This is a genomic window from Porphyromonas uenonis 60-3 (assembly GCF_000174775.1).
Taxonomy (GTDB): Bacteria; Bacteroidota; Bacteroidia; order Bacteroidales; family Porphyromonadaceae; genus Porphyromonas; species Porphyromonas uenonis_A.
The window spans coordinates 1-26,411 of the sequence record NZ_ACLR01000013.1 but is presented as its reverse complement, the minus strand read 5'-3'; the positions used below and the strand labels follow the sequence as shown (position 1 = coordinate 26,411).

At 53.5% G+C, this 26,411-nt stretch carries 24 protein-coding genes; 8 read left to right on the top strand and 16 right to left on the bottom strand.

The window, feature by feature from the left end; genetic code table 11:
- From uvrA to PORUE0001_RS00425, 16 genes are all read right to left on the bottom strand, one after another.
- Positions 1 to 2,838: an excinuclease ABC subunit UvrA gene (gene uvrA, locus PORUE0001_RS00505; RefSeq protein ID WP_039865121.1), complete on the bottom strand. Its 2,838-nt coding sequence runs from the start codon at positions 2,836 to 2,838 to the stop codon at positions 1 to 3.
- Positions 2,839 to 3,629: 791 nt separating this feature from the next.
- Entirely contained in the window at positions 3,630 to 4,478 is an 849-nt protein-coding gene (locus PORUE0001_RS00495; RefSeq protein ID WP_007364457.1) for a 3-hydroxybutyryl-CoA dehydrogenase, read from the bottom strand.
- Positions 4,479 to 4,536: 58 nt separating this feature from the next.
- Positions 4,537 to 5,316, bottom strand: coding sequence for an enoyl-CoA hydratase-related protein (locus PORUE0001_RS00490; RefSeq protein ID WP_007364467.1), 780 nt, complete (start codon positions 5,314 to 5,316; stop codon positions 4,537 to 4,539).
- A 17-nt stretch (positions 5,317 to 5,333) separates the two neighbouring features.
- Complete coding sequence (locus tag PORUE0001_RS00485) at positions 5,334 to 6,344, bottom strand: electron transfer flavoprotein subunit alpha/FixB family protein (RefSeq protein WP_007364484.1); 1,011 nt, start codon at positions 6,342 to 6,344, stop codon at positions 5,334 to 5,336.
- Position 6,345: 1 nt separating this feature from the next.
- Positions 6,346 to 7,131, bottom strand: coding sequence for an electron transfer flavoprotein subunit beta/FixA family protein (locus PORUE0001_RS00480; protein WP_007364458.1), 786 nt, complete (start codon positions 7,129 to 7,131; stop codon positions 6,346 to 6,348).
- A gap of 27 nt (positions 7,132 to 7,158) precedes the next feature.
- Positions 7,159 to 8,298, bottom strand: a complete 1,140-nt coding sequence (locus tag PORUE0001_RS00475) for an acyl-CoA dehydrogenase (protein ID WP_007364461.1) — start codon at positions 8,296 to 8,298, stop codon at positions 7,159 to 7,161.
- Positions 8,299 to 8,389: 91 nt separating this feature from the next.
- A complete protein-coding gene (locus PORUE0001_RS00470) occupies positions 8,390 to 9,058 on the bottom strand; it encodes a 3-oxoacid CoA-transferase subunit B (protein WP_007364480.1) in 669 nt (222 codons plus the stop codon).
- A gap of 51 nt (positions 9,059 to 9,109) precedes the next feature.
- Positions 9,110 to 9,910: an OAM dimerization domain-containing protein gene (locus PORUE0001_RS00465; RefSeq protein ID WP_039865118.1), complete on the bottom strand. Its 801-nt coding sequence runs from the start codon at positions 9,908 to 9,910 to the stop codon at positions 9,110 to 9,112.
- The gene (locus PORUE0001_RS00460; protein ID WP_007364496.1) at positions 9,907 to 11,478 is read right to left on the bottom strand and encodes a lysine 5,6-aminomutase subunit alpha; all 1,572 of its coding nucleotides are present in this window, start codon (positions 11,476 to 11,478) and stop codon (positions 9,907 to 9,909) included. The genes PORUE0001_RS00465 and PORUE0001_RS00460 overlap by 4 nt, the downstream gene beginning before the upstream one ends.
- Positions 11,465 to 12,868, bottom strand: coding sequence for a MutS-related protein (locus tag PORUE0001_RS00455; RefSeq protein WP_007364503.1), 1,404 nt, complete (start codon positions 12,866 to 12,868; stop codon positions 11,465 to 11,467). The genes PORUE0001_RS00460 and PORUE0001_RS00455 overlap by 14 nt, the downstream gene beginning before the upstream one ends.
- Entirely contained in the window at positions 12,865 to 13,881 is a 1,017-nt protein-coding gene (locus PORUE0001_RS00450; protein ID WP_007364471.1) for a hypothetical protein, read from the bottom strand. The genes PORUE0001_RS00455 and PORUE0001_RS00450 overlap by 4 nt, the downstream gene beginning before the upstream one ends.
- Positions 13,882 to 13,934: 53 nt before the next feature.
- Positions 13,935 to 15,200, bottom strand: a complete 1,266-nt coding sequence (gene ablA, locus PORUE0001_RS00445; protein WP_007364490.1) for a lysine 2,3-aminomutase — start codon at positions 15,198 to 15,200, stop codon at positions 13,935 to 13,937.
- Between the two features lie 88 nt (positions 15,201 to 15,288).
- On the bottom strand, positions 15,289 to 16,332 hold the full coding sequence (locus PORUE0001_RS00440) for a zinc-binding dehydrogenase (protein WP_007364489.1): 1,044 nt from the start codon (positions 16,330 to 16,332) through the stop codon (positions 15,289 to 15,291).
- A 60-nt stretch (positions 16,333 to 16,392) separates the two neighbouring features.
- Positions 16,393 to 17,220, bottom strand: coding sequence for a 3-keto-5-aminohexanoate cleavage protein (locus PORUE0001_RS00435; protein WP_007364475.1), 828 nt, complete (start codon positions 17,218 to 17,220; stop codon positions 16,393 to 16,395).
- A gap of 21 nt (positions 17,221 to 17,241) precedes the next feature.
- Complete coding sequence (locus PORUE0001_RS00430; protein ID WP_007364466.1) at positions 17,242 to 17,634, bottom strand: hotdog fold domain-containing protein; 393 nt, start codon at positions 17,632 to 17,634, stop codon at positions 17,242 to 17,244.
- A gap of 113 nt (positions 17,635 to 17,747) precedes the next feature.
- On the bottom strand, positions 17,748 to 18,392 hold the full coding sequence (locus PORUE0001_RS00425; protein WP_007364495.1) for a CoA transferase subunit A: 645 nt from the start codon (positions 18,390 to 18,392) through the stop codon (positions 17,748 to 17,750).
- A gap of 884 nt (positions 18,393 to 19,276) precedes the next feature.
- On the opposite strand from PORUE0001_RS00425, the gene PORUE0001_RS00415 reads away from it, so the two are divergent.
- The 8 genes from PORUE0001_RS00415 to PORUE0001_RS11025 all read left to right on the top strand — a co-directional run bounded on the left by PORUE0001_RS00415 (position 19,277) and on the right by PORUE0001_RS11025 (position 26,150).
- Complete coding sequence (locus PORUE0001_RS00415; protein ID WP_007364460.1) at positions 19,277 to 20,320, top strand: glycosyltransferase; 1,044 nt, start codon at positions 19,277 to 19,279, stop codon at positions 20,318 to 20,320.
- Positions 20,317 to 21,387, top strand: a complete 1,071-nt coding sequence (locus PORUE0001_RS00410) for an EpsG family protein (protein WP_007364456.1) — start codon at positions 20,317 to 20,319, stop codon at positions 21,385 to 21,387. The genes PORUE0001_RS00415 and PORUE0001_RS00410 overlap by 4 nt, the downstream gene beginning before the upstream one ends.
- A complete protein-coding gene (locus PORUE0001_RS00405) occupies positions 21,381 to 22,562 on the top strand; it encodes a glycosyltransferase family 4 protein (protein ID WP_007364488.1) in 1,182 nt (393 codons plus the stop codon). Before PORUE0001_RS00410 ends, PORUE0001_RS00405 begins: the two co-directional genes overlap by 7 nt.
- A gap of 74 nt (positions 22,563 to 22,636) precedes the next feature.
- Entirely contained in the window at positions 22,637 to 23,437 is an 801-nt protein-coding gene (locus tag PORUE0001_RS00400) for a glycosyltransferase (RefSeq protein ID WP_232501371.1), read from the top strand.
- Positions 23,434 to 24,444, top strand: coding sequence for a glycosyltransferase family 2 protein (locus tag PORUE0001_RS00395; protein WP_007364473.1), 1,011 nt, complete (start codon positions 23,434 to 23,436; stop codon positions 24,442 to 24,444). The genes PORUE0001_RS00400 and PORUE0001_RS00395 overlap by 4 nt, the downstream gene beginning before the upstream one ends.
- Positions 24,445 to 24,450: 6 nt before the next feature.
- Complete coding sequence (locus PORUE0001_RS00390) at positions 24,451 to 25,107, top strand: sugar transferase (protein WP_007364483.1); 657 nt, start codon at positions 24,451 to 24,453, stop codon at positions 25,105 to 25,107.
- 233 nt (positions 25,108 to 25,340) lie between these two features.
- Positions 25,341 to 25,928 carry an RNA polymerase sigma factor gene (locus tag PORUE0001_RS00385; RefSeq protein WP_007364459.1) on the top strand — a complete coding sequence of 196 codons (588 nt, stop codon included), beginning with the start codon at positions 25,341 to 25,343 and terminating at the stop codon, positions 25,926 to 25,928.
- A gap of 87 nt (positions 25,929 to 26,015) precedes the next feature.
- Positions 26,016 to 26,150 (top strand): hypothetical protein, encoded by a 135-nt coding sequence (locus PORUE0001_RS11025; protein WP_007364501.1) that lies wholly within the window; start codon positions 26,016 to 26,018, stop codon positions 26,148 to 26,150.
- Positions 26,151 to 26,411: the final 261 nt, after the last annotated feature.

The following is a 26,411-nucleotide window of genomic DNA, read 5'->3' as shown; positions in this document are numbered from 1 at the left end:
TTACGCTTTGCGAGGTGTGAGCTTCTCCTTGAGGTAGTGACCCGTGATCGAGTCGGGGCAGGCGGCCACCTCTTCGGGTGTGCCCGCCACTACGAGCTGTCCACCCTTGTCGCCCCCATCGGGTCCTAGGTCGATGATGTAGTCGGCGCTCTTGATCACCTCCATATTGTGCTCGATGATCAGCACCGAGTGCCCCTGGTCGATCAAGTCACGGAAGGCGGCTAGGAGCGTGGATATATCGTGAAAGTGCAGCCCCGTGGTCGGCTCATCGAAGACAAAGAGCGTGTGCGGCTCGTGGTCACGACCGAGGTAGTAGGCGAGCTTGAGGCGCTGGTTCTCACCGCCCGAGAGCGTCGAGCTGTTTTGCCCTAGCTGTAGGTAGCCTAGCCCGACACGCTGCAACCCCTCGAGGAGGCGAATGATCGAAGTGGTTTGGTCGGCTGGGTACTTGGTAAAGAACTCTATCGCTTGGTCCACCGTCATCTCCAGTAGGTCGTAAATGTTGACTCCGTGGTAGGTCACCTCAAGGATGTTCTTCTGAAAGCGTTTCCCCTCGCACGCATCGCAGACCAGCGTTATGTCCGTCATAAACTGCATCGGCACCTCGACGACACCATCGCCCTTGCACACTTCGCAGCGTCCGCCCTCCTTATTAAAGGAGAAAAAGTAAGGCTTGTAGCCCATCTGCTTTGCCAAAGGTTGGTCAGCGTACAGTTCGCGGATCGGCGTAAACGCATCTATATAGGTAACTGGATTGGAGCGCGTGCTGCGCCCCACGCTGTTTTGGTCCACGTAAAGGACCTGCTCCACGAGGTCAACGTCGCCCGTCAGCATACGGCTCTGCGTCTCTCGAGGACGTGCATTGATGATGCGCTGTAGCTCCTCCACAAGAAGGTCGGAGATGAGGGTACTCTTGCCCGAACCGCTCACGCCCGTGACCACCGTCATGTTAAAGAGCGGGATGTCCACGTCGAAGCCTTTCAGATTATTCTTATGCACATGGTGCATCGTCAGCTTGCGCTGCACCGGGCGACGATGCTTTGGCACCAGTATCTCCTCGCGCCCCGTCAGATAAGCCGCCGTGTAGCCAGGAGTCTCGGCCGTTATGTCGCTCGGCTTGCCGTGGTAGATCACCTCGCCACCGAGACGACCCGCATCAAGCCCCATGTCAATCAGGTAGTCAGCCGCACGTATCGTCAGCTCGTCATGCTCCACGACGATGACCGTGTTGCCTTGATCACGTAGCTCCTTGATGACCGAGATCAGCCGATCGGTGTCGCGGTCGTGCAGTCCGATGCTCGGCTCATCCAGTATGTACATCGAGCCGACGAGGCTGTTGCCCAGACGTGTCGCTAGGTTGATGCGCTGGCTCTCACCGCCCGAGAGCGTGTTAGAGCGTCTGTCTAGGGTCAGGTAGCCGAGCCCCACGCTGTCTAGCGTGCGGAGTCGGTTGCGGATCTCTTTGAGCGGACGCTCCGCTATCTTAGCCTCCTCGGGGTCCTCCAGCTCTTGGGCAAAGAAGGTCAATGCCTCACGGATCGACATTTGCCCGATCTGGTGAAAGTTCTTGCCCATATAGGTAAAGAGCAGGGCATCCTCCTTGAGCCTACCGCCGTGGCAGGCGTAGCACTCGCTCTTGCCCCGATAGTGCGCTAGACGAACACGGTTCTGGATCTTGTAAATGTCCTTCTGGAGCATGGCGAAGTAGTCGTCAATGCCGTAGAGTGTCCCTTTGCCCCAGCCCCCGCCTTCATGCCCGTGCCAGAGCAGGTCTCGCTGCTCCTGCGTTAGCTCAGCGTAGGGCGTGTGGATGGGGAAGTCAAAGCGCTTCGCCTCATGGATGAAAGCTTTCGCCCACTCGGAAGACTTAGCTCCACGCCAGCAATCCACGCACCCCTCGTAGAGCGAGAGGCTGTCGTCGGGGATTACCCGCTCAGGGTCAATGCCGAGGATCGAGCCAAAGCCTCCGCAAACGGTGCAGGCACCCGCAGGACTGTTGAAGTTGAAGAGGTCTGGCGTAGGTTCCGTAAAGGTCCGCCCATCTGCCTCAAAGCGTGCGCTAAAGTTGCGCCGGCCCTCGCTACTCCACGCCCCCTCGCTATCTTGCCAACGGAGGGCGCAGGTCTCCCGACCCTCGTAAAGCGCTATCTCGACCGAGTCCCCGAGGCGCGACTCGTAGCTATCGTCGCCCGTGCGGACGGTCAGACGATCCACGATCAGCTGAACCTGCTTCGCCTCGCGTAGCTCCTTATTGCTCACATCCTCAATACGGTAGACCGTGTCGTCAATGAGGACACGGTTGTACCCCTGTCCCTGTAGGAGCATCAGATGCTCGATGAGACGTCGCCCCTCAGGCGGATAGAGATCCGCTAGGATGTAAAGCTTGCTATCGGTCGGAATCTGATGAGCCGCCTCAACCACATCGGCAGCGGTGTGACGCTTGACCAGTTCGCCACTGATAGGCGAGTAGAGCTTGCCCACACGAGCCATCAAGACACGCAGGTAGTCGTCGATCTCTGACGAAGTGCCGACAGTAGAGCGTGGGTTGCGACTAACCACCCGCTGCTCGATAGCGACCGCAGGCGGGAGGTTCTTAATCTGGTCACACTCAGGCTTCTTCATACGCATGAGGAACTGCCGTGCATACGACGACAGGCTATCCACATAGCGACGTTGCCCCTCAGCGTAGAGCGTGTCAAAGGCGAGCGAACTCTTGCCCGAGCCGCTCACGCCCGTGATGACGACCAGCTCCCCACGGGGGATGTCTAGGTCTATGCCCTTGAGATTGTTGACACGGCAACCACGGATTATAATATCATTGAGGGGACTCTTCTTCATAGCTACTCCTTTTCCAAAACAAAGATACGAAATCACCGCCACACCTCGCTCTGAAGAGTGGCTCCTCTAGACGAAAAAACATTGCCACACTGTTGGCACTAGATTTTCATGCCCATGAAAATCCATTTTCTCCGATATGAAAATCCATTTTCCTACCGAGGAAAATCCATTTTCATAGGCATGAAAATAGTTGGACACCCCAAGTGGACGTATGATCGGGAGAGGACATCGATGGCACTGTCAAGGAAATCGACGAATTGCTCGCTGGAGATTTTGGAAACTCCAGCGAGGAATGGAAAAATTCTTCGGAACTTCGAAATCTTTCTTCCGAAGTTTCATTTCATTCTTCCGAACTTTTATTTCCCGGTTCCGTGGGGAATTTTCGTTTGCTCCGTGAAGCTTCTCGATTTCCTCGGGAGAAATCGCAATCAGCGGAGATGCCGGCATCGCTGTAAAGTGAGTCTGTAGCGCTGTACAGCGAGGTTTTAGCCACGTTCCCTTTGTATGTCATCATTTGTACTCCCTAGAAGAGCTGATCATGATGCGACAGCCCCAGGTAAATGATAGATGGGGTGGAAATATCTCTCGAAGAAACGGCTGGTGCCGTGTGCGATGACCAGAGGACTGAGCGAGGGGTGCAAAAAGAGGGAGTACCACCACTGCTGGTGATACTCCCTCGCTGATGAAGGTGGGTGGCTTTAGCGTTTAGCCGTTGTGCTTAGCTTTAGCGTTTAGCCGTTGTGTTTAGCTTTGGGCTTGATGCGATAGAGCCGACCTCTAGGGGGAAGGGACTACTTCTTGGAGTAGTCGTAGAAGCCCTTGCCACTCTTGCGGCCGAGCTGTCCAGCACGAACCATCTTGCGGAGCAAGGGGTGTGGACGATACTTGGGATCGGCGTACTCGTTGTTGAGCACCTCCATGATGGCTAGGCAGACGTCTAGACCGATGAAGTCACCGAGTGCGAGCGGCCCCATAGGATGGTTGGCCCCGAGCTGCATAGCGGTGTCGATCTCCTCGACGGTGGCTACGCCATCGGCATACTCACCGATAGCCTCGTTGATCATCGGGATGAGGATACGGTTGACGACAAAGCCTGGAGCCTCGCTCACTCTGACGGCTGTCTTGCCAAGCTGCTCACAGAGTGTGAGGGTCGTCTGGAGTGTCTGCTCAGAGGTGCACTGACCACTGATGACCTCGACGAGCTTCATGACAGGTACGGGGTTGAAGAAGTGCATACCGATGACCTGCTCAGGACGCTTGGTGACGCTGGCTAGCTCGGTGATGCTGAGCGAAGAGGTGTTTGTAGCAAAGATTGCTGAGGGCTGGACGAGACCATCGATCTCGCGGAGTATCTCTTTCTTTACCTCCATCTCCTCAGAGATAGCCTCGATGACGAGATCAGCCTGAGCGATGTCGGCATAGTCTGTCGTGACGGTGATGCGTCCGATGATCTGCTTGAGATCGTCGGCGGTCATCTTGCCCTTCTCGACGAGGCGGTTGAGCCCTTTGTTCATACGCTGCATAGCACGGTCTAGTGACTCGTTGCTACGTCCTTTCATCGTGACGGCGAGACCCTTCTGCGCCATCGTCTGCACGATGCCTGCACCCATGGTGCCATTGCCTAATACGACTATTTTCATAAAGTGATTGGTTTAAAATAGAGCGTGCCGCAGGGGTGGCGACACGCTCTAGTAAGTTTTAGAATTGTGGTTTGCGCTTCTCTAAGAAAGCGGACATACCCTCGCGCTGCTCGGGATGTGCGAAGGCGTTGCTAAAGAGATCGTTCTCGATGGCAATGCCTGTATCTATATCACTCTGCAGCCCCCGATTGATAGCACGCTTGGATATCGCTACGGCGTGTGGCGACTTGCTCGCTATCTCCTCAGCCAGCTCGGTCACGGTGGACATGAGGGCGTCGGACTCTACGACACGGTTGACCAGTCCTAGAGTGAGCGCCTCGTCTGCCTTGACGACACGTGCGGTGTAGATGAGCTCCTTGGCGGCGCCTGCCCCGATGAGACGGGGTAGACGCTGTGTGCCACTGAAGCCTGGGGGTATGCCTAGACCGACTTCGGGCTGACCAAACTTAGCCTTGTCACTGGCGATACGTAGGTCGCACGCTAGGGAAAGCTCGCAGCCACCACCGAGTGCAAAGCCGTTTACCGCAGCTATGACGGGGCAGTAGAGTAGCTCTACCTTGCGAAAGACACGAGCGCCGTGCTCTCCGAAGGCGAGTGCCTCCTCGGGCGTTAGCTCTACCATCTCAGCGATGTCAGCCCCCGCAACGAAGGAGCGTCCAGCTCCTGTGATGACGAGGACGCGCAGAGTGCGCTCCTGAGCGATCTGATCGATGACGATCTCTAGCTCACTGAGTACCTGCGTAGATAGTGCATTGAGTGCTTCGGGGCGATCGATCGTTAGGGTACCGATCTGCTCATTGGCACTGACACTATAATGTATGGTTTGGAAGTCTGTCATGGCAGTGTAGGGTGTTTTTACTTCTTGTTAGCTTGAAGCGTCTTGAGACGCTCAGTGAGGACGGGCAGTACCTTGTGCAGGTCGCCTACGATACCGAGGTCGGCAACCTGGAAGATGGGAGCAAACTTATCCTTGTTGATGGCAATGATGTACTCCGACTCCTCCATACCAGCGAGGTGCTGGATAGCACCTGAGATACCGCATGCGAAGTAGATGTCAGGACGTACGGTCTTACCAGTCTGTCCGACCTGTCTCTCATGTCCGATGATACCAGCATCGACCATAGCACGTGAGGAGGAGACCTCAGCCTTGATGGTCTGTGCTAGAGCCTTGAGCTTGTCAAAGCCACCGTCGGTACCTACACCACGTCCGCCAGATACGAGTACGCTAGCCTCGGTGATGTCGACCATGTTCTTGGTCTCATGCTTCTTGCTAACGAGGCGTACCTTAAAGCGACGCTCGTCAAAGGGTACCTTGACTTCCTCAACCTCGCCAGTGCGTGTCTTGTCGTCAGCCTTGCGACGCATGACACCTGGGCGTACGGTAGACATCTGAGGTCTATTCTGATCGCAGAGGATGGTTGCCATAAGGTTACCACCGAAAGCGGGTCGGGTCATCATGAGGTTACGATCCTCACCGATCTCTAGAGACGTACAGTCTGCCGTGAGTCCAGTGCGTAGACGCGCAGAGAGACGAGGAGCTAGGTCACGCCCGATGGTGGTAGCACCAAAGAGGACGATCTCAGGCTTGTAAACGGTGATGATATGATAGACTGCCTGTGCGTACTGCTCGGTGAGATAATCTTTGAGGTTGGGGTCATCGACGACTAGTACACGATCAGCACCTGCATGGATGAGCTGGTCTGATAGCCCCTTGACCTGATAGCCACATAGGATGGCTGTGACCTGCTCGTTGATCTGATCGGCTAGATCACGAGCCTTGCCGATGAGCTCAAAGGCTACATTCTGGATGACGCCTTCACGTTGCTCAGCGAAGACTAGAATTCCTTTATACTGTGTCTTATCCATATCAGATGATGAATTTCTCTTTAAGTTTCTCGATAATCAAATCAGCAGCCTCCTCAGGAGTCATATCCTCGTAGAGAGTACCCATAGCCTTGGCACCCTTGGTGAAGGACTTCTTGACACGCGTGGGAGAGCCCTTGAGTCCTAGACGCTCCTCCTCAACGGGGAAGCTATCAGCGGTCAGCGTAGTGATCTCCTTGTCAAAGGCGGTCATGATGTCGGGGACATTCATGTAGCGAGGCTCGTAAGCTGATGCTAGGAAGGTGAGCATACAGGGGGTATCGACCTCTAGGGTCTCGTGTCCCTCCTCGACATTGCGCATGACGGTCAGGGTCTTCTTGCCATCATAGTCTACATGCTCTACGTAGGTGATCTGAGGCAGGTCTAGCTGCTCAGCGATCTGAGGTCCTACCTGTGCTGTATCCCCATCGATAGCCTGACGACCTGCTAGGACGATGTCGTAGTCGATCGTCTTGAGTGCCTGAGAGATGGTATAGCTGGTAGCGAGGGTGTCAGCACCTCCGAAGCGGCGGTCGGTGATGAGGTAACCCTTGTCACAACCCATAGCGAAAGCCTCACGAAGGATGGCGGTAGCCTGGGGCGGTCCCATGGTGATGACGCTCACCTCAGCACCAAACTGATCCTTGAGGAGCAGAGCCTGCTCGAGTGCCCCCTTATCGTCGGGGTTCATAATGCTGGGTACGCCATCACGGATCAGAGTGCCCTTGACGGGGTCAAGCTTGATCTCAGTGGTATCGGGTACCTGCTTGATACATACTATAATCTTCATATGTCTAATAAGTGTCCTAAGGGGTCATTACTTGAGTAGGTGCGCTGCGATAACCATACGCTGTACCTCGCTGGTACCCTCGTAGATCTCGGTAATCTTAGCATCACGCATCATGCGCTCTACAGGATACTCACGGGTGTAACCGTAGCCCCCGTGGAACTGTACAGCCTTTGTCGTCATATCCATAGCGGTCTCAGCGCAGAAGAGCTTAGCCTCGGCTGCCTCTAGGTTGTACGAGAGACCATTGTCCTTGCACCAAGCGGCACGACGTACGAGCAGGCTAGCGCAGTCAATGCGAGCCTTGAGGTCTGCTAGCTGGAACTGCGTGTTCTGGAACTTGGCAATGCTGCGTCCGAACTGCTTGCGCTCCTTCGTATACTTGACAGTCTCATCCATAGCGCCACGAGCGATACCGAGCGCCTGAGCAGCGATACCGATACGTCCGCCATCGAGGGTGTGCATAGCTACCTTGAAGCCACCGCCTACCTTGCCGAGGAGACGATCCTTGGGGATGCGGCAGTTCTCCATAATCAGCTCGCACGTAGCGGAGCCACGGATACCGAGCTTGAGCTCATGCTTACCTACAGAAAAGCCGGGGTCGTCCTTCTCAACGATAAAGGCTGAGATGCCCTTGTTGCCCTTGCTCTTGTCCGTCATAGCGAAGATGATGTAGACGTGAGCGTACTCAGCATTGGTGATAAAGATCTTATTACCATTGAGTATGTAGCACTCCTCCTCCTCGACAGCAAAGGTCTGCTGTGCGGAAGCATCTGTACCAGCATTGGGCTCCGTGAGACCGAATGCTCCGATCCACTCACCAGAGGCTAGTTTAGGTAGATAATGCTGCTTCTGCTCCTCCGTACCAAAGCTCATGATAGGATCACAGCATAGTGATGTGTGAGCAGAGACGACAACGCCTGTGGTAGCACAGACACGGCTGAGCTCCTCGACAGCCATCGTGTAGATCTGTACGGTAGAGCCTGATCCTCCGTACTCCTTGGGAATGGGGATACCCATGATGCCCAGCTTGCTCATCTTCTGAACAGTCTCAATGGGAAAGCGCTCCTGCTCATCGATCTCTGCAGCGAGAGGCTTGACCTCTTTCTCTGCAAACTCTCTGATCATTTGCAAGAATAGCTCCTCTTGTGGGGTCTTACTAAAGTCCATAGTTTGAAATATGATTGTCTATAATAGTGTGTTGTTGCTTGATAAGGCCTGTCGCCCGAAGGCGGCAGGCTCTAGAAGTAGTGTCGTAGGACTACTGACGCATGGGCTTGACATCGTCCACGTAGTGTAGCGTAGCCTCGGTGGCTGCCTCTATCTCCTCACGTGTGACGCCGTCACGGATCTCTGTGACGTAGAGTCCCTGACCCTTGCGCACCTCGATGACGCAGAGCTCGGTGATGATGAGGTCTACCTGACCAGCTGCTGTCAGTGGCAGAGTACACTTCTTGAGGATCTTGGCCTTGCCCTTTGCAGTGTGGGTCATAGCAAGGATCACCTTGCGGGTACCTACGAGCAGATCCATAGCACCACCCATACCGGGAGCGAGCTTGCCAGGGATAATCCAGTTAGCTAGGTCACCAGCCTCATCGACCTGTAGTGCACCGAGGATGCTTACATCCACGTGACCTCCACGGATGATACCAAAGGAGGTAGCACTATCGAAGGTGGCAGCCTCAGGCACAGCGGTGATAGCACCACCACCAGCATTGATCCAGAGGGGATCCTCCTGACCTGCAGCTGGAGCGCTACCCATACCGATCATACCATTCTCAGACTGTAGCATCACATGCACACCTGGCTTAAGATAGTTGGGTACCATCGTGGGTAGACCGATGCCGAGGTTGACGACATCGCCATCCTTTAGTTCTAGGGCTACGCGCTTGGCGATAACCTCTCTGACTTGATTCTTGTCTAGTTCCATATCGTATTATACCTTGATTTATATTACTTCTTAGTTATAGCAGGCTGAGTACTACTTGCCTTCGGCAGCCTCTTTGCGACGAACGATCTCCTGGCAGATGAAGGAAGCCACATCATCGGCAAAAGTGTTGGCTCCAAAACCAGCGTCAAAGCCTAGCTCCTTGGCTAGCTCGTGCGAAATACGTGGTCCACCACAGATGATGATCATCTTGTCGCGTAAGCCCTCAGCCTCGACAAGCTCAATGAACTCGGTCATGTTCTTGATGTGTACATCCTTCTGCGTGACAGTCTGCGAGACGAGGAGGGCATCGGCATTCATCTCGATACCCTTGGCGATGAGCTCCTCGTTGGGTACCTGACTACCGAGGTTGTAAGCGTCGATCATATCGTAGCGCTCCAGACCGTAGTGACCTGCGAAGCCCTTCATATTCATGATCGCATCAATACCGACTGTGTGGGCATCGGTGCCAGTACTAGCTCCTAGTACGACCAGCTTACGTCCGATGTGTGTGCGGATGAACTCGTCGGTCTCCTCCATGCCCCAGGTGGTCGACTCGACTTTGGGCACGTAAATGTTGGAGTAGTCAACCGTATGGGTGCAACTACCATAACAATTGAAGAAGGTAAAGCCCTTGGTCAGCTCCTCAGAGAAGACAACCATCGGATTTTGTAGTCCCATCTCCTTAAGTAGGAGCTTAGCAGCCTCCTCGGCCTCAGCCCCTTTAGGTACAGGCAGCGTGAAGCTCAGCTGTACCTTACCATCGTTCATGGTATCGCCGTAAGGCTTTACTTGTGAGAGGTCGAGGGTACGGTCAAAGTCCTTCGCCTCCATTGAATATAGTCCTCCACTCATAGCTTGCCTTGTATCTTACGGTTCTTCATTAGTTCCAGTGTTGGGTTGTAGTAGCGCTCGCTCTTTGGCTTGACACCGTCCAACCCACGTCCTCCGTCCAGGGGACGCTTGATATCTGCAAAGATACCCTTAGAGAGCGCGGTAAAGAGTCCCTCGCCCTTGATCTCCTCGAGAAGGTCTAGCGTCTTGTCTAGTACCTCACGAGCACGGCTCTGGATGATACCACCCTCCTTAAATTCAACCTCGTCTCCGATGGAGCGCATATTGTTGAAGATGTAGCGTGCATTCTCAATAGAGAGGAAGCGGTCGCTCATGAAAGGCGTATGGATAGCCTCCGTCGGCATACCAAGGAGCTGTAGTCCCTGATGCGTCCAAATACCTATTATATTAAAGAGTGCATCCTGTATGTGACCACGGAAGATGTTTCCAGTCATAAACTTCGTAGGAGGCATGTACTTGAGGGGAGCCTTGGGGAAGATCTCACGCGTCATCTGAGCCTGCGCCAGCTCGAAGAGGAATCCGTTTTCGGTCATCGGATCCATCTCGAAGGCGTGTCCTAGACCCATCTGCTCCTCAGGGAGTGCAGCTCGTAGGGCAAACTGCTCATTGATAAAGTCTGACGCAAGGACCGTGTGTGCCTGCTCGATAGCATCAGCCGTCGTGAGGTAGTTGTCCTCACCCGTGTTGATGATGACGCCGGCGAAGCCGTTGATCACACGACTGGTGTACTGGTCGATGATCGTGCGCTGCATATTGATGTCACGGAAGAGGATACCGTAGAGCGCATCGTTGAGCATGACGTCCAGTCCCTCGAAAGCACCCATGATGGCGATCTCTGGCATACAGAGACCAGAGCAATAGTTACAGAGACGCACGTACTTGCCACGCTCCTCGCCAACCTCGTCAAGCGCTTTGCGCATGATGCGGAAGTTCTCCTGCGTCGCATAGGTACCACCGAAGCCCTCGGTCGTAGCACCGTAAGGAACGTAGTCGATCAAGCTCTGTCCCGTAGTACGGATCACAGCGATAATGTCAGCACCCTGACGTGCAGCAGCCTGCGCCTGGATCACGTCCTCGTAGATATTACCCGTAGCGACGATTACATAGAGGTAGGGCTTAGGTCCCTCACCGATCGTCTTGAGGTAATTCTCACGACGCTCTCTATGCTCGACGATGCGCTGCATACCCTTGAGGATGTATGGCTCTAGTACGTCGGCTATCTCTTGTGGCGTGCGTGCTGGATAGTGAGTCAAGTTTATCTCTCCACGAGCCACTCCCTCGGCAATCTGCTGTGGATCCATACCCGTAGCAAGCATTGCGTTGGCAAGGTAAAAGAAAGCTCCGTCTGAGAGAGCCTCCTGCTCCTTAATGTGTGTCACGACGACGTTGGGCAGAGGCACGTCATGCTCATCCACTCCGTCAATCCCGACGAAGCGACAGAGCGTGCGCTCGACCGTCACAGTCGTATAGCGGTCGACAAAGCTCTGCACCTCCTCGGCGATAGCGCCGGCAGCGTTGCGTGCTTTGTCCACTTTGGCAAAGTCTATACCTACTTTACTTGTCTTCATTCTTTGTTGCTAAGTTCTTTTCGCATAAATCTAATAGCTCCCTATCCATGCCTAGTATCTCTGCTATGCGGAGAGCCTCGTGAGGCGCATCGGTTTGGGTGTCGTATATGAGAGAGTAGTCGATACAACGATTGAGCTGGTTGATCTCAAGAGGCTTGCGTAGGCGCTCCTCCACGAAGCCCCGTACTCTCCATCTGTGGCATCGCCCCAAGATACCACTATAGTGTGTCGTGATGATAGCTCGCACAGCATACTGAGCGAAGAGCTGTACGAGTGCACTCACCAGGGCGTGTCCCTCCTCGGGGTTGGTCGTACGAGCTGGCTCATCAATGAGTGCTAGGACCTGCTTGCCTTCCTTGACCGACTCGATGATTCGATTGAGACGTAGCATCTCAGCGCCATAAGAGGAGAGACCAGACTTGATATCTTGGTCATCTCCGATGGAGAAGATCACTTCATCCACAGGCACCAGCTGAACTTGCTGAGCCGTGACATAGCAACCAAACTGCATGAGACACTGCGCCAGTCCTATGGAAGCTAGGAGGACACTCTTGCCCGCCATGTTAGCCCCCGTGATGAGCGTGGGCTGATCGGAGTAAGAGATCGTCACTGGCTGGAATCTATCCTGTCGCTCAGCTAGATGGTAAGCCACCTCTGGGTGTATCAGATCTGTCAGAGTGCTCTCGCCAGAGCGTATCGGTTTAGGACGGCAGCACCCATGTGCTACAGCCCACTGAGCGATAGCGTGTAGCTTGTCTATCTGAGCCAAAGCCATAAGCGCCTCCTCTATCTGATCAGCATAGGGGTGCAGCGCCTCGGTGAGACGCTTGCGCACACGATCCTCTTCGATAGCACATTGGACCGCCAGCTCATCTCGCTCGGTCTCTTCGGAGGTGCGCTCCATCTGCTTGCGCAGTGAGCGTAGCACCGTACTATAGCTGTCGCTAATGTAGAAGCTCGGTAGTCGCTCCCCATCGATGTCCAGTATATCCACGACCTCAGTGAGTGAGTGACACTGTAAGATCTCTAGATGATACTGCTCGGCGAGGCGACGCACCTTCTCCTCGATGAGCGCAAGTCGCTTGATCTCAAAGAGGTCAATGTCACTACAGATAACCTGAGGCTGTCGGACTGTCTCGATAGAGCCCGACACATTCATCAGCTCGCAAAGGTGGATTGCCACCTCTTGCATACCTTTCTGCTGCTCATGGTCGGACAGGTAGCCTATGTAGCGAGCGACCTCATCTAGTCTCTGCTCAATAGCCTCCACCTCAACACTCCAAGGCGTAGCCAGCATAGCCATACGTCCTGGAGAAGAGTTGAAGTGCATCTCCTCCACGACATAGCGCAGTCCGCTTATTTGGTCTATACAACTACGTAGATCTTTCATAGCCTTCTAACATCATATACAGGGACCTCCAGAGTCTCAGATAGTCGCTCGCACATGCGCTCACTGTCCAGGCGATAGCCCGAGGGGGCTAAAGGATTGAACGTGACCGCCATAAGCTTACTACTATATAGAGTCTTTATCTCCCTGCCAGTAGCCAGATAACTCTGCACAGCTTGTCCCGATGCAAAGATACGAGTAAAGTCTTTGACGACAAGCTGTCTGTGTCGCTTTATGAGTCTCAGTTGGCTTAATAGTTTGTCACTGACCACGCCAGGGACGTAGAGCGTATCGCCCTCAGCCAGCCAAGTCGTGTCACGCCACATGTCAGGGGTGAGCGCAGAGGCAAAGCCTGGATCTACGATGGCCCCCTCATCGGTTAAGAGACGAACGCCCTTGTCCACCTCAGCGAGCTGCTCGGCAAGCTTTCTGTCGGTCAGCTGAGGTAGACGAATCAGACGCATCAGTTCACGCATACGCTTGATGAGCTGCTCGGGTTGAGCCGAGTAGGCACTACCCGTAGCCAGCACCATCCCCTCGGCCACCGAGGGCGATGCCAGCGAGAGACGTGAGAGCGCACCGTCGATGAGAGTCAGATCGACACCCTCCTGCCTCATCCTCGTGACTACACGACGCAGACCTCCCGTCGAGGGGGGACCTGCGATGAGCGTCTTACCGATGCCACGAGCTCGGGCATAGATAAGCCGTCCGATAGAGGAGGAGTAGATGCGATCAATGTCAAATATCTCGGCTGGAAGGAGCTTCTTGCGAAAGAAGTTTTCCGCCGTCACAAAGCGCATCCCCTCGTGGAGGGTTATCTCAGGCTTGTCCGTCTGTGTCACCTGATCACGTAGCTCTCCATCTATGCCGATCGACGTCAACGCCAGCTGTAGCTCTGGGTATCTCTCTCGGAGAGCACCAAGGATGTAGTTAAGACTTTCCGTCTTGCCCACATTCTTAGCCGTCCCCACGATAGCGAGACTCTTGAGCTGAGCTATGTTTGCGATGAATGGCATAAATAGTTGATTTGATATCCAGAGAGCTACGTAATCAAAGGCGTGAGGAGCTTTTATCCTTTGTGAGCTTCGCGCCACTTACGGCTACGCTCCTTGCGGTCTAGATGCTCAGGAGCCATAGCTAGACGATCGCCCGTGAGGAGTCCATAGACTCCCTCGTGACGAGCCTTCTTACAGTCAGGACACTGACAGGGCTCCTCCTTGTAGTCACTAGGCTCGGTGTAGGTCGTGATGACTCCCTCGTAGTTGCGTAGCACCACACGGTGAGGCGACTGAGAGATCACATAGTTTGGCATGACTGGTGTCTTGCCACCACCACCTGGAGCGTCTACGACGAAGGTAGGCACAGCATATCCTGACGTATGTCCACGTAGAGCCTCGATGATCTCGATACCCTTAGAGACTGGCGTACGGAAGTGTGAGATACCCCGTGAGAGGTCACATACATATATATAGTATGGACGCACACGCATCTTGACCAACTCATGGACGAGGTGCTTCATGATCGAGGGGCAGTCGTTGATGCCACGTAGTAGCACCGACTGATTACCTAGCGGTATGCCCGCATTTGCCATGCGCTCGCACGCCTCACGGCTCTCGCGTGTCACCTCGTTGGGGTGGTTAAAGTGCGTATTGAGCCAGATCGGATGATACTTGCTCAGCATCTGTACTAGCTCAGGAGTGATACGCTGTGGGCATACGACAGGTGTACGTGATCCGATGCGGATGATCTCCACGTGGGGGATAGCACGTAGACGCTGTATGATATACTCGAGCATCTTGTCGCTGACCATCAGAGCGTCACCACCAGAGAGTAGCACGTCGCGCACTTCAGGTGTCTGCTCGATGTACTCAATACACTTCTCAATGCGCTCCTTAGGCGAGGCAGCGTCCTTTTGTCCAGCGAAGCGGCGACGCGTGCAGTGACGGCAGTACATAGAGCACATGTCGGTGATTAGGAAGAGGACACGATCAGGATAGCGGTGTGTCAAGCCAGGTACGGGTGAGTCCTCATCCTCACTTAGCGGGTCTAGCTGATCCTCTGGGCTTACGTGTAGCTCATTGATCGTCGGGATCGACTGCTTACGCACAGGGTCGTTCGGGTCGTTCGGGTCAATCAGACTGAGATAGTAAGGCGTGATAGCCATACGGATCGTCTTGAGCGACTCGCGTACACCCTCCTCCTCTTCGGGTGTTAGTTTGATATACTTCTTGAGCTGGTCCAGTGTCTCTATACGGTTACGTACCTGCCAGTGCCAATCATTCCAATCAGCGTCAGATACTTCGGGAAAGAACTCTTTCCTTCTGCTTTCGTTCATTGTGTGTGTGATTGATAGGGGATTGAATTTCGATAAAGGCTAAGAGATTAGAGTGTCTTGGATACACTCTAATCTCTCAGCGGTTCACTTAAGCATAGAGCTCAGTGAAGATCTTACGCAGGGCCTCACTCTCGCGAAGCTCCTGTAGTGTGATCTCTGCGTGACCCTTCGTGTAACCATTGCCCACGATCATCGTCACATCCTTGCCGACACCCTCAGCGCCTAGAGCTGCCTTGGTAAAGCTCGTAGCCATAGAGAAGAAGTAGACGACACCGTCATCCTTCGTACAGAGGATGCTGGTCATCTCTGTATCGGTGATATTGACATTGTTGATCGTGACATCACACATCTTACCGTCGGTGAGCTTCTCGATCTCCTCCATGACGGGTACAGGCTGTGTAGCATTGCCTGAGAAGACATAGTCGCAGAAGCCGAGCGCCTTCAGACGATCGGTACTACGCTGTGAGTGGCACATGCCGATCACCTTACCTGTGACACCAGCACGCTTCTTAGCCTCGTAGCAGCAGAGCATACCGCTCTTACCACCAGCACCGATGATGAGGACAGTGTCGCCGGGCTTGACTAGCTTAGCCACCTGAGCAGGAGCACCAGCTACGTCTAGAGCTGAGAGAGCGAGGTTCTCGGGTAGGTCTTCGGGGATCTTAGCGTAGATACCGCTCTCGAAGAGGATAGCCTTACCGTCGATGTCTACCTGGTCAATGTCGGGGCGGATATCCTTGATCTTGTCGATGCGTAGGGGAGTCAGAGAGAGAGACACGAGAGTAGCGATCTTGTCGCCCTCCTTGAGGTCTATCTTACCCTTGAGCGCATCACCGATCTTCTCGACAGTACCGAGGAGCATACCACCAGAGCCTGTGACCGGGTTGCGGTGCTTACCTTGCTTCTCGACGATACCCATCATGATCTCGGCGATCTTTGCCTTGTCGCCACCAGCCTGCTCCGCAATCTGCGTGAAGCTAGCTGAGTCGATGTTTAGCGTCTGTACATCGATGAGGATCTCGTTGTCGTAGATCTCATCCATGTTGTTGTCGATCTTGTCTGCGGGCTGTGGGAGCACGCCCTTAGGGGAGATGACACGATGCGTGCCATACTTGTTTCCTTTCTTCTGCATATAAAGTTGATATGATTGATTATGTGATTGTATTAGTAAATAGGGGAAAATCAATACCCTTTAGTGGCGTGGAGCCAGTGAAAGGATCTGACGAGCCTCTGCCGGATTAGCGATCTCACGGCCCAGCTCATGAGCTATGCGTGCTGCCTTAGCGACTAGCTCGCCATTGCTCTTGGCGAGGACTCCCTTAGATAGGTAGAGGTTGTCCTCAAAGCCGACACGTACGTGACCACCCATACCGATAGCAACTGCTGCCAGTGGGAACTCATGACGACCGATACCCGTGGCCGTCCAGGTAGAGCCTGCAGGGATGTTGTTGACCAGCCAAGCTAGATTGTCAGCCGTAGCGGGTGTGCAGCCGAAGACACCTAGCACGAAGTTAAACTGCATAGGATCTCCAGGTACCTCACCTCTCTGAGCTAGACGCAGGATGGTGTCTAGGTGACCCATCTCAAAGCACTCGTACTCAGGCTTGATCTTGTTCTCGATCATACGCTTGCCGAAGGCACGCATCATGGGGATGGTATTTTCAAAGACATCATCGCCAAAGTTGCACGTACCACAGTCTAGCGTAGCCATCTCAGGCATCAGCTCAGTAGGCTGTAGACGCTCCTCAGCGGTCATACCTACGGCACCACCCGTCGAGGGGATGATGATCACGTCAGGGATGACCTTGTAGATAGCGTCCAGTGCCTCCTTAAAGCGTGCCTTGGACTGTGTCGGCGTACCATCGTCCTCACGGACATGGACGTGGATGACAGCTGCTCCAGCATCATATGCGGACTTAGCCTCGCGAACGATCTCATCGATCGTATAGGGGACTGCGGGGTTCTGCTCTTTGGTTACCTCGGCACCGCAGATCGCTGCCGTTAGGATTAGTTTATCCATAGCTTTAGAGAGTTGTATAGATTAAGACTTGCGCTGGCACTTCTTAGGTACTACACAAGTACCATGTGCACGGCATACGACGACAGGCTCTGCGAGCACATCAGCAGCAGAGGCGCTGATATCTGTGCGTGGAGCGATCACCTTGCGAGCCTCAAACTGCATCTGGCGTGATGAATTACCGACCTGGGTAATCTCGCCGACAGCCTCTATATAGTCACCAGCATAGACAGGAGCTAGGAACTCGACCTTGTCATATGCACAGAAGAGACCCTCGTCGCCATCCTGTATGATAAGTAGCTCTGTAGCTACGTCACCAAAGAGTTGGAGCATCTTAGCACCATCTACTAGATTGCCACCGTAGTGCGCATCAGCACTAGACATACGTAGACGGATCATTGATTTTGGATTTGCCATTTTTTCTGGGGAAAGTTAAAGTGATTGATTGGTCAGAGCCTGTCTTAGGGGAGGGGGGCTACTCAGGAGCTCCTACGACAGCACTCCAAATGTGTATAGAGTCTCCGTGCGACTTACTCGAAGATGTAGTCTACGAAGATGCCAGAGGTATGTACCGCCTCGGGACTAATCTGCCCTACGGGAACGAGCTCGTCAATCTCAGCGACGACGCAGTCAGCAGCCATAGCCATCAGAGGCTGGAAGTTTTGGGTCGTACCCTTGTATACGAGGTTACCCGTCTCGTCACCGACAGTACCCTTGATGAAAGCCATGTCAGCGCGCAGCGGTAGCTCGAGGAGGTAGTCCTGTCCGTTGATGTTGATGACCTTCTTACCCTCAGCAATGATGGTGCCCAGTCCAGTCGTCGTCAGGACGCCACCGAGACCACAGCCACCCACACGGATACGCTCAGCGAGTGTGCCCTGAGGGCTAAACTCGACCTCTAGCTCACCATTGTTCATCTGCTCAGCGGTCATTGGGTTCGTACCAATGTGCGAGACGATCAGGTGCTTGACCTGCTTATTGGCGATGAGACGACCACAGCCACGGTCGGGATAAGAGGTGTCATTGACGATCATCGTAAGATCCTTGACCCCGCACTCGACCAGCACGTCGACAATACGCTCAGGAGTTCCATTAGCGAGAAATCCCCCGATCATGATAGACATACCATCGTGCAGCTTAGCTTTGAGCCCTGCTTTATCGATTGATTTTTTCATAGATCTGTGTGTTTATATATTTTGAACTTGCTATCGTTGATTGTTTTTTGGTCGCTCGAGGTACCTGCTCTTGGCACCATTACGACATAGCTACAGAGTCATCAAGCCTCTAGGCACGGGTGCAACGTCAAAACCGCTCGAAGTAAGAAGGAGTCAAGCAACTCTTCGCACAGCATACTCTTCGTGACACCGTGAGTATCAGCCTTTATGTAACCTTCGTCGTACAACTCTTCAAAGGTACGAAGATTTTGCGAATAAACCGTATCACCCTCCATCTCCTCCATCCGGCAAGCCTCACGAGTAGCCTGCTGGGACGATATCCCGAGTGTGTAGCCAGCTGTAGGGATGCACGGAAGTGTCAAGTCGGAGGGTGTCCGTACCCGTTAAACAAAGACACTGCAACTTTTGACGCAACGAACGCACAGGTCGTGCGATCCTACATGAGTTACACGTCTCGCTTTGACACAGCGGACGGTTTCTACGGAGGAATTTGCGAATAGCTCGGTGGAAAACGATTTTTCTTCACGGAGGGCCGAAATAAAAGTTCGGAAGAATGAAATGAAACTTCGGAAGAAAGATTTCGAAGTTCCGAAGAATTTTTTGATTGCTCCGTGGAGGATTTCTGTTCCCTACCGAGGTATTTGTGATTTCCTCGGGGGTATGGTGCCGGGGGCTTCGAAGGGTGTCGGAGTGCATCGAGGGAGTTAGAGGTTAGAAAGGAGAGATTAGAGATGGAAGGCGGAGGGAATCGGAACCATCAGAGCTATCGGGACCATCGGAGCTTTCAGATTTCTAACCTCTAATCTCTAACCTCTAATGTCTAACCTCTAATTTCGTATCTTTGCAGTTAGATCATTTTGCTCATCCCATTACTTTACCACAAGATGTCTTTACTACAAGGAGCTACAGAGGACCATACACCTAAGGTGTCGGTCATCATACCTGTCTACAATGTCGAGCAGTACCTCCGTCGCTGTCTAGACAGCATACTGGGGCAGACGATGCCTGACTGGGAGGCTATCTGCGTAGATGACGGTAGTCCTGACGGCTCCGCTAGCATCCTCGCTGAGTATGCCGAGCAAGATAGCCGCTTCCGTATCCTAACGAAGGAAAACGGCGGTCTCTCCTCTGCTCGCAATGCGGGTACGCAAGTGGCGCGTGGGCTGTATGTCAACTATGTGGACTCGGACGACTTCATCCACCCGCAGACCTTCGAGCTGGCGCTGACACTGGCTGAGCGTGACGGATCAGACATCGTATCGTGGGTGCCAGACATGGTCTACAAGCGTCGGCTACTCCTACGCGCTAAGTTGGGACAGCCTTACGATGATGTGGTGCCCTGGAGCATGTCGCAGCGCTACGACCTGAGCAAGGTGCACGCTGTCTGCACGACTGAAGTAGTCAGACATGCGACCAACCATCGCTGGTTTGACGGAGTGTCGGATCCGATCCGATACTTCTACGCTTGGCGTCATCTGGTGCGTCGAGAGCTGGCGGTAGAGACCCCTTTTGTTGAGGGACTGAAGTTTGAAGATTTCCCCTGGTGGAGCGACTTAATGCTACATTCGCCTCGTGTCACCATCACGCACTTGCCACTCTACTACTACTATTATAATAGGTCGTCTATCTCCAGTGCTTCATCAGAATGCAACAAGATGACTCACTGGATAGCGGGTATACGTCACACCTTCCCGCAGTATGTCGCATCAGCCTCGGTGGTACAGTGGCACTACTGGAAGAATCAGTGTCTCTGGGCGGTCATCTGCGATCGCATCTCCAAGCAGCTCTACAAGGTGCAGGACGAGACAAGCCGTGAGACCCTTGTGCCACTACTGCGAGAGCTGTGGGATATGGGGGCCTTTGCAACTCCCTACAACAAGCGCACGAGGTATCATCAGGGTCGTATCAAAGAGTACATCAATCTGTGATACCTTACGTCGTACTTGTGGGCTTGATGCTCCTGCTCACGGGGCTGTACTATAGAGACCAGCGCTTTGAAGGGCTATACCAGCTCTTCACCTTTATCCTACTGGTCGGCTTCGCAGGTCTGCGGGTCGGACTAGGAAAGGACTACGAGGTGTATGAGAATGGGTATAACTGGATAACGTCCGAATCCTTTCAGGCGTTTGAGCCGTTGTGGAAGGGTGTAATACTGGGCATGCGTGCTCTGGGGATGAGCTTTCGCTCCTTTATGATCCTCACCTCGGCGATCACCATCGCTCTATTCTTTAAAGGCATACGACGGCTCTCTATCTCCTACCCCTTGGGGGTGCTCTTCTTTGTACTCTTTAATACGGGTTACCTAGAGTCGCTCAATGGAGTGCGCCAAAGCCTTGCCTTGATGATTACCTTTGCGGCCTTTCACCTCTATGTGGAGCGACGCTACTGGCGCTTCTTCCTATGGGTCGTCCTCTCCTGTTTGGTACACAGCTCCTCGGTGATATGGTTGCTCATCCTACCGATGATGGCTATACGGTGGGACTGGCGCGTGCTGACGGCGCTACTCGTGGTGACGCTCGCGGTGGGGAACCCGCTCTTTAAGGTGGTAGGGCATGTGCTGGAGCCGATGCTGCCTGAGCGCTACTCCTTCTACATATCCTCTGATGGGTGGGAGACGCACCAAGGATGGGTCAATGTGTTAACACAAAACGGGATGGCGATCCTCTGCCTCATTGGGTCGCTCTACCTAAATAAGGAGCGTGACAGGGTGACTCGTCTGGCTATCCTACTCATCGCCTTCAGTAGTATGATCTACAACTGCACCCTCTCCTCCAGCGTGGCAATGCGCTTTATGTACAACCCTGGCATCATGATCTGTGTGGCACTGCCGAACTTGCTGCTATTGGTAAAAGATAGAGGGTATCAGCTGGCTATCGCTGGGGTGATGATCCTCTACTTCATCTTTACTGTCAATAATGTCATGGACCCCGGCAGCTCGCTCCACACCTACCGATGGATCTATGACGAATACACCTATACTCCTACGCTATGGTAAGCAATGAGCCTACACCGCCTAGAGCGATCGCCTTTGTAGTGAATCAGATCCGCCCGCAAGGTCCTCTCTTTGTGGTGCGAGACATTATCGCAGGACTACCCGAGGGCTACTACAAGCCGTACATCATACAGCTCTGCACACTAGAGCCTCAGGGCGAGGCGATGGCTGACGAACTGCAAGCGATGGGTTGCGAGATCATCGAGCTCGGCTTCACACGTGGACAGCTGGAGCTCTTCCCCCGATCGGCAGCCAAGCTCCTCGATGAGTGTCTGCAGCACTACAACATCACACTGGTGCACAGCCACACTTACCAGCCTGACATCGTAACCAGCTATCTAGCGCATCGCTACATCCTCTTATCGACACAGCACAACATCGCCAAGCTAGACTTTACCTACGGCAAGGGACGCCTGCTCGGTGGCTATATGTGTCGTCGCTTGATGTGTGCTTTGTCTCGTCACCGTGAGGTGGTCTGCGTCTCGCACGTCTGTCGTGACTATTACCGCAAAGACCTGCCTACGAAGGTTAGCGTCTATGTCGCACCCAATGGCATTGACAACGCACGCTTCACTCCTCCCGCCAGTTCCTCCGAACGGACACAACTGCGTCACCAACTAAACCTCCCCGATCAGGGTTACATCATCACATATTGCGGAGGTCTCATCAAGCGCAAAGACCCCGAGCTCATCCTACGCGCCATGCGTCGTCTGAAGAGGCGACGCCAGCTCCCGAGCGACCTGCGTCTTCTCTTCCTGGGCAAGGGTCCTCTAGAGAGGCGCTGCCGACAACTAGCTAAGCCCTTGGGTGAGCAGGTTCAGTTTGTCGGCTTTACCGATCGCGTGGCGGACTACCTAAGTGCTTCTGATGCACTGATTACGGCTAGTCATGCCGAGGGCTTACCGCTTAACGTCATCGAGGGCGTAGCTTCGGGATGTGTGGTCATTCACTCGAATTTGTCTATCTTTGACGAGATATTGGAACATGTTCCTCAGATGGTAGCTCTACGTTTTGATATCGGAAATGTATCTCAGTGTGCCGACTGTATACTAAAAGCACCCTCTGTGACGTTTGATAGACAAGAAGCTCTGGAGATGGGCGCACTGTATGGTCGCCAACGCATGGCGCTACAGTACCATCGCATCTACCAGCAACTACTGAGGAAATATCTTGGATAACGCATAAATAGATAGGCAATAGATAGGTGCTAACGACTGGCTCTATAGTACTCTACAAGAGTAATGCGTCCTTTGTGGAGCAGATCATTGAGGACTTCTTTCGAACGCCCTCACAGCCACGGGTGGAGACGGACAAGCGTCTCTACCTGATTGACAATTCCCCCACGGACGAGATGTGCTACCTCGCAGAGCTTCCCGTCGGTAAGGGTCGGATCTACTACGAGCATCAGCCGAGCAACCTAGGCTTTGGCAAGGCACACAACATAGCCATACGCCTAGCCCACAGCGAGGGCGCTCGATACCATGTGATCATCAATCCCGACGTGCGCTTTGACGAGACGGTGCTAGATACGCTTACCGCTTATATGGAGGAGCACGAGGAGGTGGGGCTCGTATCTCCGTTTGTCTACTATCCTGACGGCCGTCCGCAGCAACTCTGCAAGCTCCTCCCTAGACCGTGCGATGTGCTCTTGCGTCGCTTCTCTTTCAGTCAGTGGGTACGCGACAAGGTCAATAAGCGGTACGAGATGCACTGGCTCGACTACAGCAAGCCTGTTGAGGTACCCTACTTGTCGGGTTGCTTCATGTTCACAAGGATGGAGACACTGGAGCGTGTCGGAGGCTTTGATGAGCGCTTCTTCATGTATGTCGAGGACATCGACCTCTCTAGACGCATCGGCCAAGTCTCCAAGACGATCTGTCATCCGGAGGCCAAGATCACGCATGTCCACAGCCGAGGCTCGTATCACGATGCTAAGCTCCTATGGCACCACATCTCCTCGATGGTCAAGTACTTCAACAAGTGGGGCTGGTGGTGTGATGCGGAGCGCAAAGAGGTCAACGCACGCTATATACCTAAGGAAGCGAAGCTATGAGTGTAGAACTACCCCTCTCTGTCATCATTCCTATATATAATGGTGCGAAGACTATCGCACGCTGCCTAGACTCTCTCGTCGCTATCCTTGACGCTGCGACGGCTATAGAGATTATCGTGATCAATGATGGGAGCCAAGATGAGACACTGGAGGTAGTGACCAACTATCAGACGCAACACCCTGAGCAACGTATACGCATCATCAGCCAGACCAACCAAGGTCAGTCGGCAGCTCGCAACAAAGGGCTAGAAGTAGCTCAGGGAGCCTACGTTTGGTTTGTCGATGCCGATGACTGGGTGGATAGTGTCGCAGCAAGTTACCTGCTCACACTCATTACCAAGGAGTCATATGACAAGCCGTACGACATGCTCTGCTTTGGCGTACGCAATGTAGCAGACGAGGGAGAGGAGGTTCCCTCCGAGTGGATGGACACCTCCGTACATGACTTTGACCAGCTTCAATGTACCGATGGTAGGGCGCTCTTGACCCAGCGCAATCTGTCGGGAAGTGTCTGCTCCTTTCTCTGGCGACGCGCCATGCTTGAGGAGCATCAAGCACGCTTTATGGAGGGATTGCTTCATGAGGATGCGCTCTTCTACTGGCACTACACAGCCTATGCCGAGCGGGTACTACTCGTCCCTATCGTAGCCTATTGCTACTATCAGAGAGCTGACTCTACCATTCACAATCCCGACACGCTACACCTCCGGGGCATCTCTCGTCTAGAGGGTTCCTTCAGATTACTCGAGTGTGCCAAAGGTCAGGACGACTTGCGCTCATTCTATCTGAAACTAGCCTCTGGCTTTTATCGATCAGGTCTGCGTATGGTCGCTCGCTATGGCACGGTCTCCGAGCTCAAATCCTACACACAGCGTATGAAGCAGTCGGGGAACCACAAGCTCCTCATGCGCTACGCTGGTCGTAAGGGTGCTCCGCTCATTCGTATAGCACATTGCGCCCCTAGGCTCTTCAATCTGATCGCTCACATACTCCCCCCTGTAGCATAGACTGGTATGTATCGTAACTACATCAAGCGACTCCTAGACATAATCTGCGCCCTACTGGGACTGACCATCCTGTCTCCACTGCTTCTTGTGGTGATCGTGGTGATGTCCTTTGCCAATAAGGGGGCTGGGGTCTTCTTCTCCCAAGCACGTCCCGGACGAGGAGAGCGACTCTTTAATATGTACAAGTTCAAGTCAATGACGGACGAGCGAGATGCTGCGGGCAATCTGCTTCCCGATGCGCAGCGCCTGACCGCTATGGGGCGGTTTATCCGCAAAACCTCCATCGACGAGCTACCGCAACTGTGGAATGTACTACGTGGGGATATGAGCCTCGTGGGTCCTCGTCCCTTCCTAGCCACCTATCGTCACATTCCTACGGAGCGCAAGAAGGTCGATATCATTAGCGTCTCCATCGAGGGCGACTCAATAGCCATCACCCCAGCACAGCGTGTCCGATATCAGGTGCGCCCTGGGATCACAGGCTTGGCGCAGATCAATGGTCGCAACAAGCTAAGCTATCAGCATCGCTTTACGTATGATGCGTGGTATGTGCACCATCTCTCCTTCGCCCTAGATCTCAAGATCCTCCTAAAGACCGTCACTCAGACGCTCCAGATGAAAGATATCTCCTCGGCAACGAGCGAGCCGAGTAACCACTTGTAGGAACACACGGCTCGTCTCTAGCAGGAGAGCGTCCGTCTCCGTTTGCACCACGATGCTGTAACCTTTGACACAACGGACGCTCGACCGAGCGTCCCTACATGTCGTTACACGTAAGGATTTGCATATCTCGGGAAGATTTGGTTACTTTGCAGTACCGTTAAGTAACCAACAAGTAATCACAGCCTATAGGATAGACAGCTACCTTTTATAAATACAAAGGACACTCCCTATATATGACCACACTCCGTACGTGCAGCGACGATGAGCTCGTCTGCCAATATTGTGAGGGCTGTGATAGAGCTTTTGCTGAGCTCCTCCGTCGGTACGAAGCCGACATACATAACTATATATTCCTGACAGTCGCTGATAGCGATGTCGCTGATGATCTCTTTCAGGAGGTCTTCATCAAGGTGATGCGTACCCTCAAAGAGGGTAAGTACCGTGCCAAAGGCAAGTTCAAGGCTTGGCTCTTACGCCTGACGCACAACATGATGATGGATCACTTCCGCAGTGAGAAGCGCTCTCTCTACGTGACCAACTACGATGCCAATCAGCAGATCCTGGATCTAACACCAGCGAGCGACCTCCCCGAAGACTTCTTTGACGATCAGGAAGCTATGTACCACCAGATATCGCTCTGCGTCGAGGACCTCCCCGAAGCGCAGAGAGAGGTGCTCAAGATGAGGATCTACGAGGATATCCCCTTCAAGGAGATAGCCGAGCGCACCGAGGTAAGCATCAGCACAGCTCTCGGACGTATGCGCTATGCGCTGATCAATCTGCGCAAGATGGTTCGTGAGCGCAATATTGCGCCCGTCTAAGCGTTTAGTCTGTGTACGAGGATCTCGTAAGCTGTAGCCTATCAAGACTAACAGCGTCGCCATCCCCGATCACATGACTAGACGACTATGGATATACGACTACCTTATCTCACACCCACCAGTCTCTCCAAGGCTCTAGAGGCAGCCTCTCGAGCAAGACAATCTACACATCACCAAGAGATGATGCAGCACCTCCTCGAGCTAGCGCAGAGCGGGGTGTAGCTACTTCTATCCTAAGGGGATACAACAAAGTCTCTCCTAAGCATTCTAGCCTGCAACCACTGCGGGCTAGATGCTATACTCCTTGAGGCAAGAGACACATAAAGCGAGCCGTCTAGTACTCAGAGACTAGACAGCTCGCTTCTCTTATTGCGTCTTAGAGCAGTGCTCCCAAGAACTAACTTCTAATCTCTATCTTCTAATCTCTATCTTCTAATTTCTATTATACCCTAAGGGACATGTATACGTATCGGAGAGTTTTTA

Excerpts from the sequence above, each read along its gene's own strand:
- uvrA (WP_039865121.1), bottom strand. The coding sequence starts at position 2,838 with ATGAAGAAGAGTCCCCTCAATGATATTATAATCCGTGGTTGCCGTGTC.
- PORUE0001_RS00390 (WP_007364483.1), top strand. The coding sequence starts at position 24,451 with ATGTATCGTAACTACATCAAGCGACTCCTAGACATAATCTGCGCCCTA.
- PORUE0001_RS00485 (WP_007364484.1), bottom strand. The coding sequence starts at position 6,344 with ATGGATAAGACACAGTATAAAGGAATTCTAGTCTTCGCTGAGCAACGT.
- PORUE0001_RS00405 (WP_007364488.1), top strand. The coding sequence starts at position 21,381 with ATGGTAAGCAATGAGCCTACACCGCCTAGAGCGATCGCCTTTGTAGTG.
- PORUE0001_RS00470 (WP_007364480.1), bottom strand. The coding sequence starts at position 9,058 with ATGGAACTAGACAAGAATCAAGTCAGAGAGGTTATCGCCAAGCGCGTA.
- PORUE0001_RS00480 (WP_007364458.1), bottom strand. The coding sequence starts at position 7,131 with ATGAAGATTATAGTATGTATCAAGCAGGTACCCGATACCACTGAGATC.
- PORUE0001_RS11025 (WP_007364501.1), top strand. The coding sequence starts at position 26,016 with ATGGATATACGACTACCTTATCTCACACCCACCAGTCTCTCCAAGGCT.
- PORUE0001_RS00395 (WP_007364473.1), top strand. The coding sequence starts at position 23,434 with ATGAGTGTAGAACTACCCCTCTCTGTCATCATTCCTATATATAATGGT.
- PORUE0001_RS00385 (WP_007364459.1), top strand. The coding sequence starts at position 25,341 with ATGACCACACTCCGTACGTGCAGCGACGATGAGCTCGTCTGCCAATAT.
- PORUE0001_RS00460 (WP_007364496.1), bottom strand. The coding sequence starts at position 11,478 with ATGAAGACAAGTAAAGTAGGTATAGACTTTGCCAAAGTGGACAAAGCA.
- PORUE0001_RS00495 (WP_007364457.1), bottom strand. The coding sequence starts at position 4,478 with ATGAAAATAGTCGTATTAGGCAATGGCACCATGGGTGCAGGCATCGTG.
- ablA (WP_007364490.1), bottom strand. The coding sequence starts at position 15,200 with ATGAACGAAAGCAGAAGGAAAGAGTTCTTTCCCGAAGTATCTGACGCT.
- PORUE0001_RS00475 (WP_007364461.1), bottom strand. The coding sequence starts at position 8,298 with ATGGACTTTAGTAAGACCCCACAAGAGGAGCTATTCTTGCAAATGATC.
- PORUE0001_RS00490 (WP_007364467.1), bottom strand. The coding sequence starts at position 5,316 with ATGACAGACTTCCAAACCATACATTATAGTGTCAGTGCCAATGAGCAG.
- PORUE0001_RS00455 (WP_007364503.1), bottom strand. The coding sequence starts at position 12,868 with ATGAAAGATCTACGTAGTTGTATAGACCAAATAAGCGGACTGCGCTAT.
- PORUE0001_RS00430 (WP_007364466.1), bottom strand. The coding sequence starts at position 17,634 with ATGGCAAATCCAAAATCAATGATCCGTCTACGTATGTCTAGTGCTGAT.
- PORUE0001_RS00450 (WP_007364471.1), bottom strand. The coding sequence starts at position 13,881 with ATGCCATTCATCGCAAACATAGCTCAGCTCAAGAGTCTCGCTATCGTG.
- PORUE0001_RS00440 (WP_007364489.1), bottom strand. The coding sequence starts at position 16,332 with ATGCAGAAGAAAGGAAACAAGTATGGCACGCATCGTGTCATCTCCCCT.
- PORUE0001_RS00435 (WP_007364475.1), bottom strand. The coding sequence starts at position 17,220 with ATGGATAAACTAATCCTAACGGCAGCGATCTGCGGTGCCGAGGTAACC.
- PORUE0001_RS00425 (WP_007364495.1), bottom strand. The coding sequence starts at position 18,392 with ATGAAAAAATCAATCGATAAAGCAGGGCTCAAAGCTAAGCTGCACGAT.
- PORUE0001_RS00465 (WP_039865118.1), bottom strand. The coding sequence starts at position 9,910 with ATGAGTGGAGGACTATATTCAATGGAGGCGAAGGACTTTGACCGTACC.
- PORUE0001_RS00415 (WP_007364460.1), top strand. The coding sequence starts at position 19,277 with ATGTCTTTACTACAAGGAGCTACAGAGGACCATACACCTAAGGTGTCG.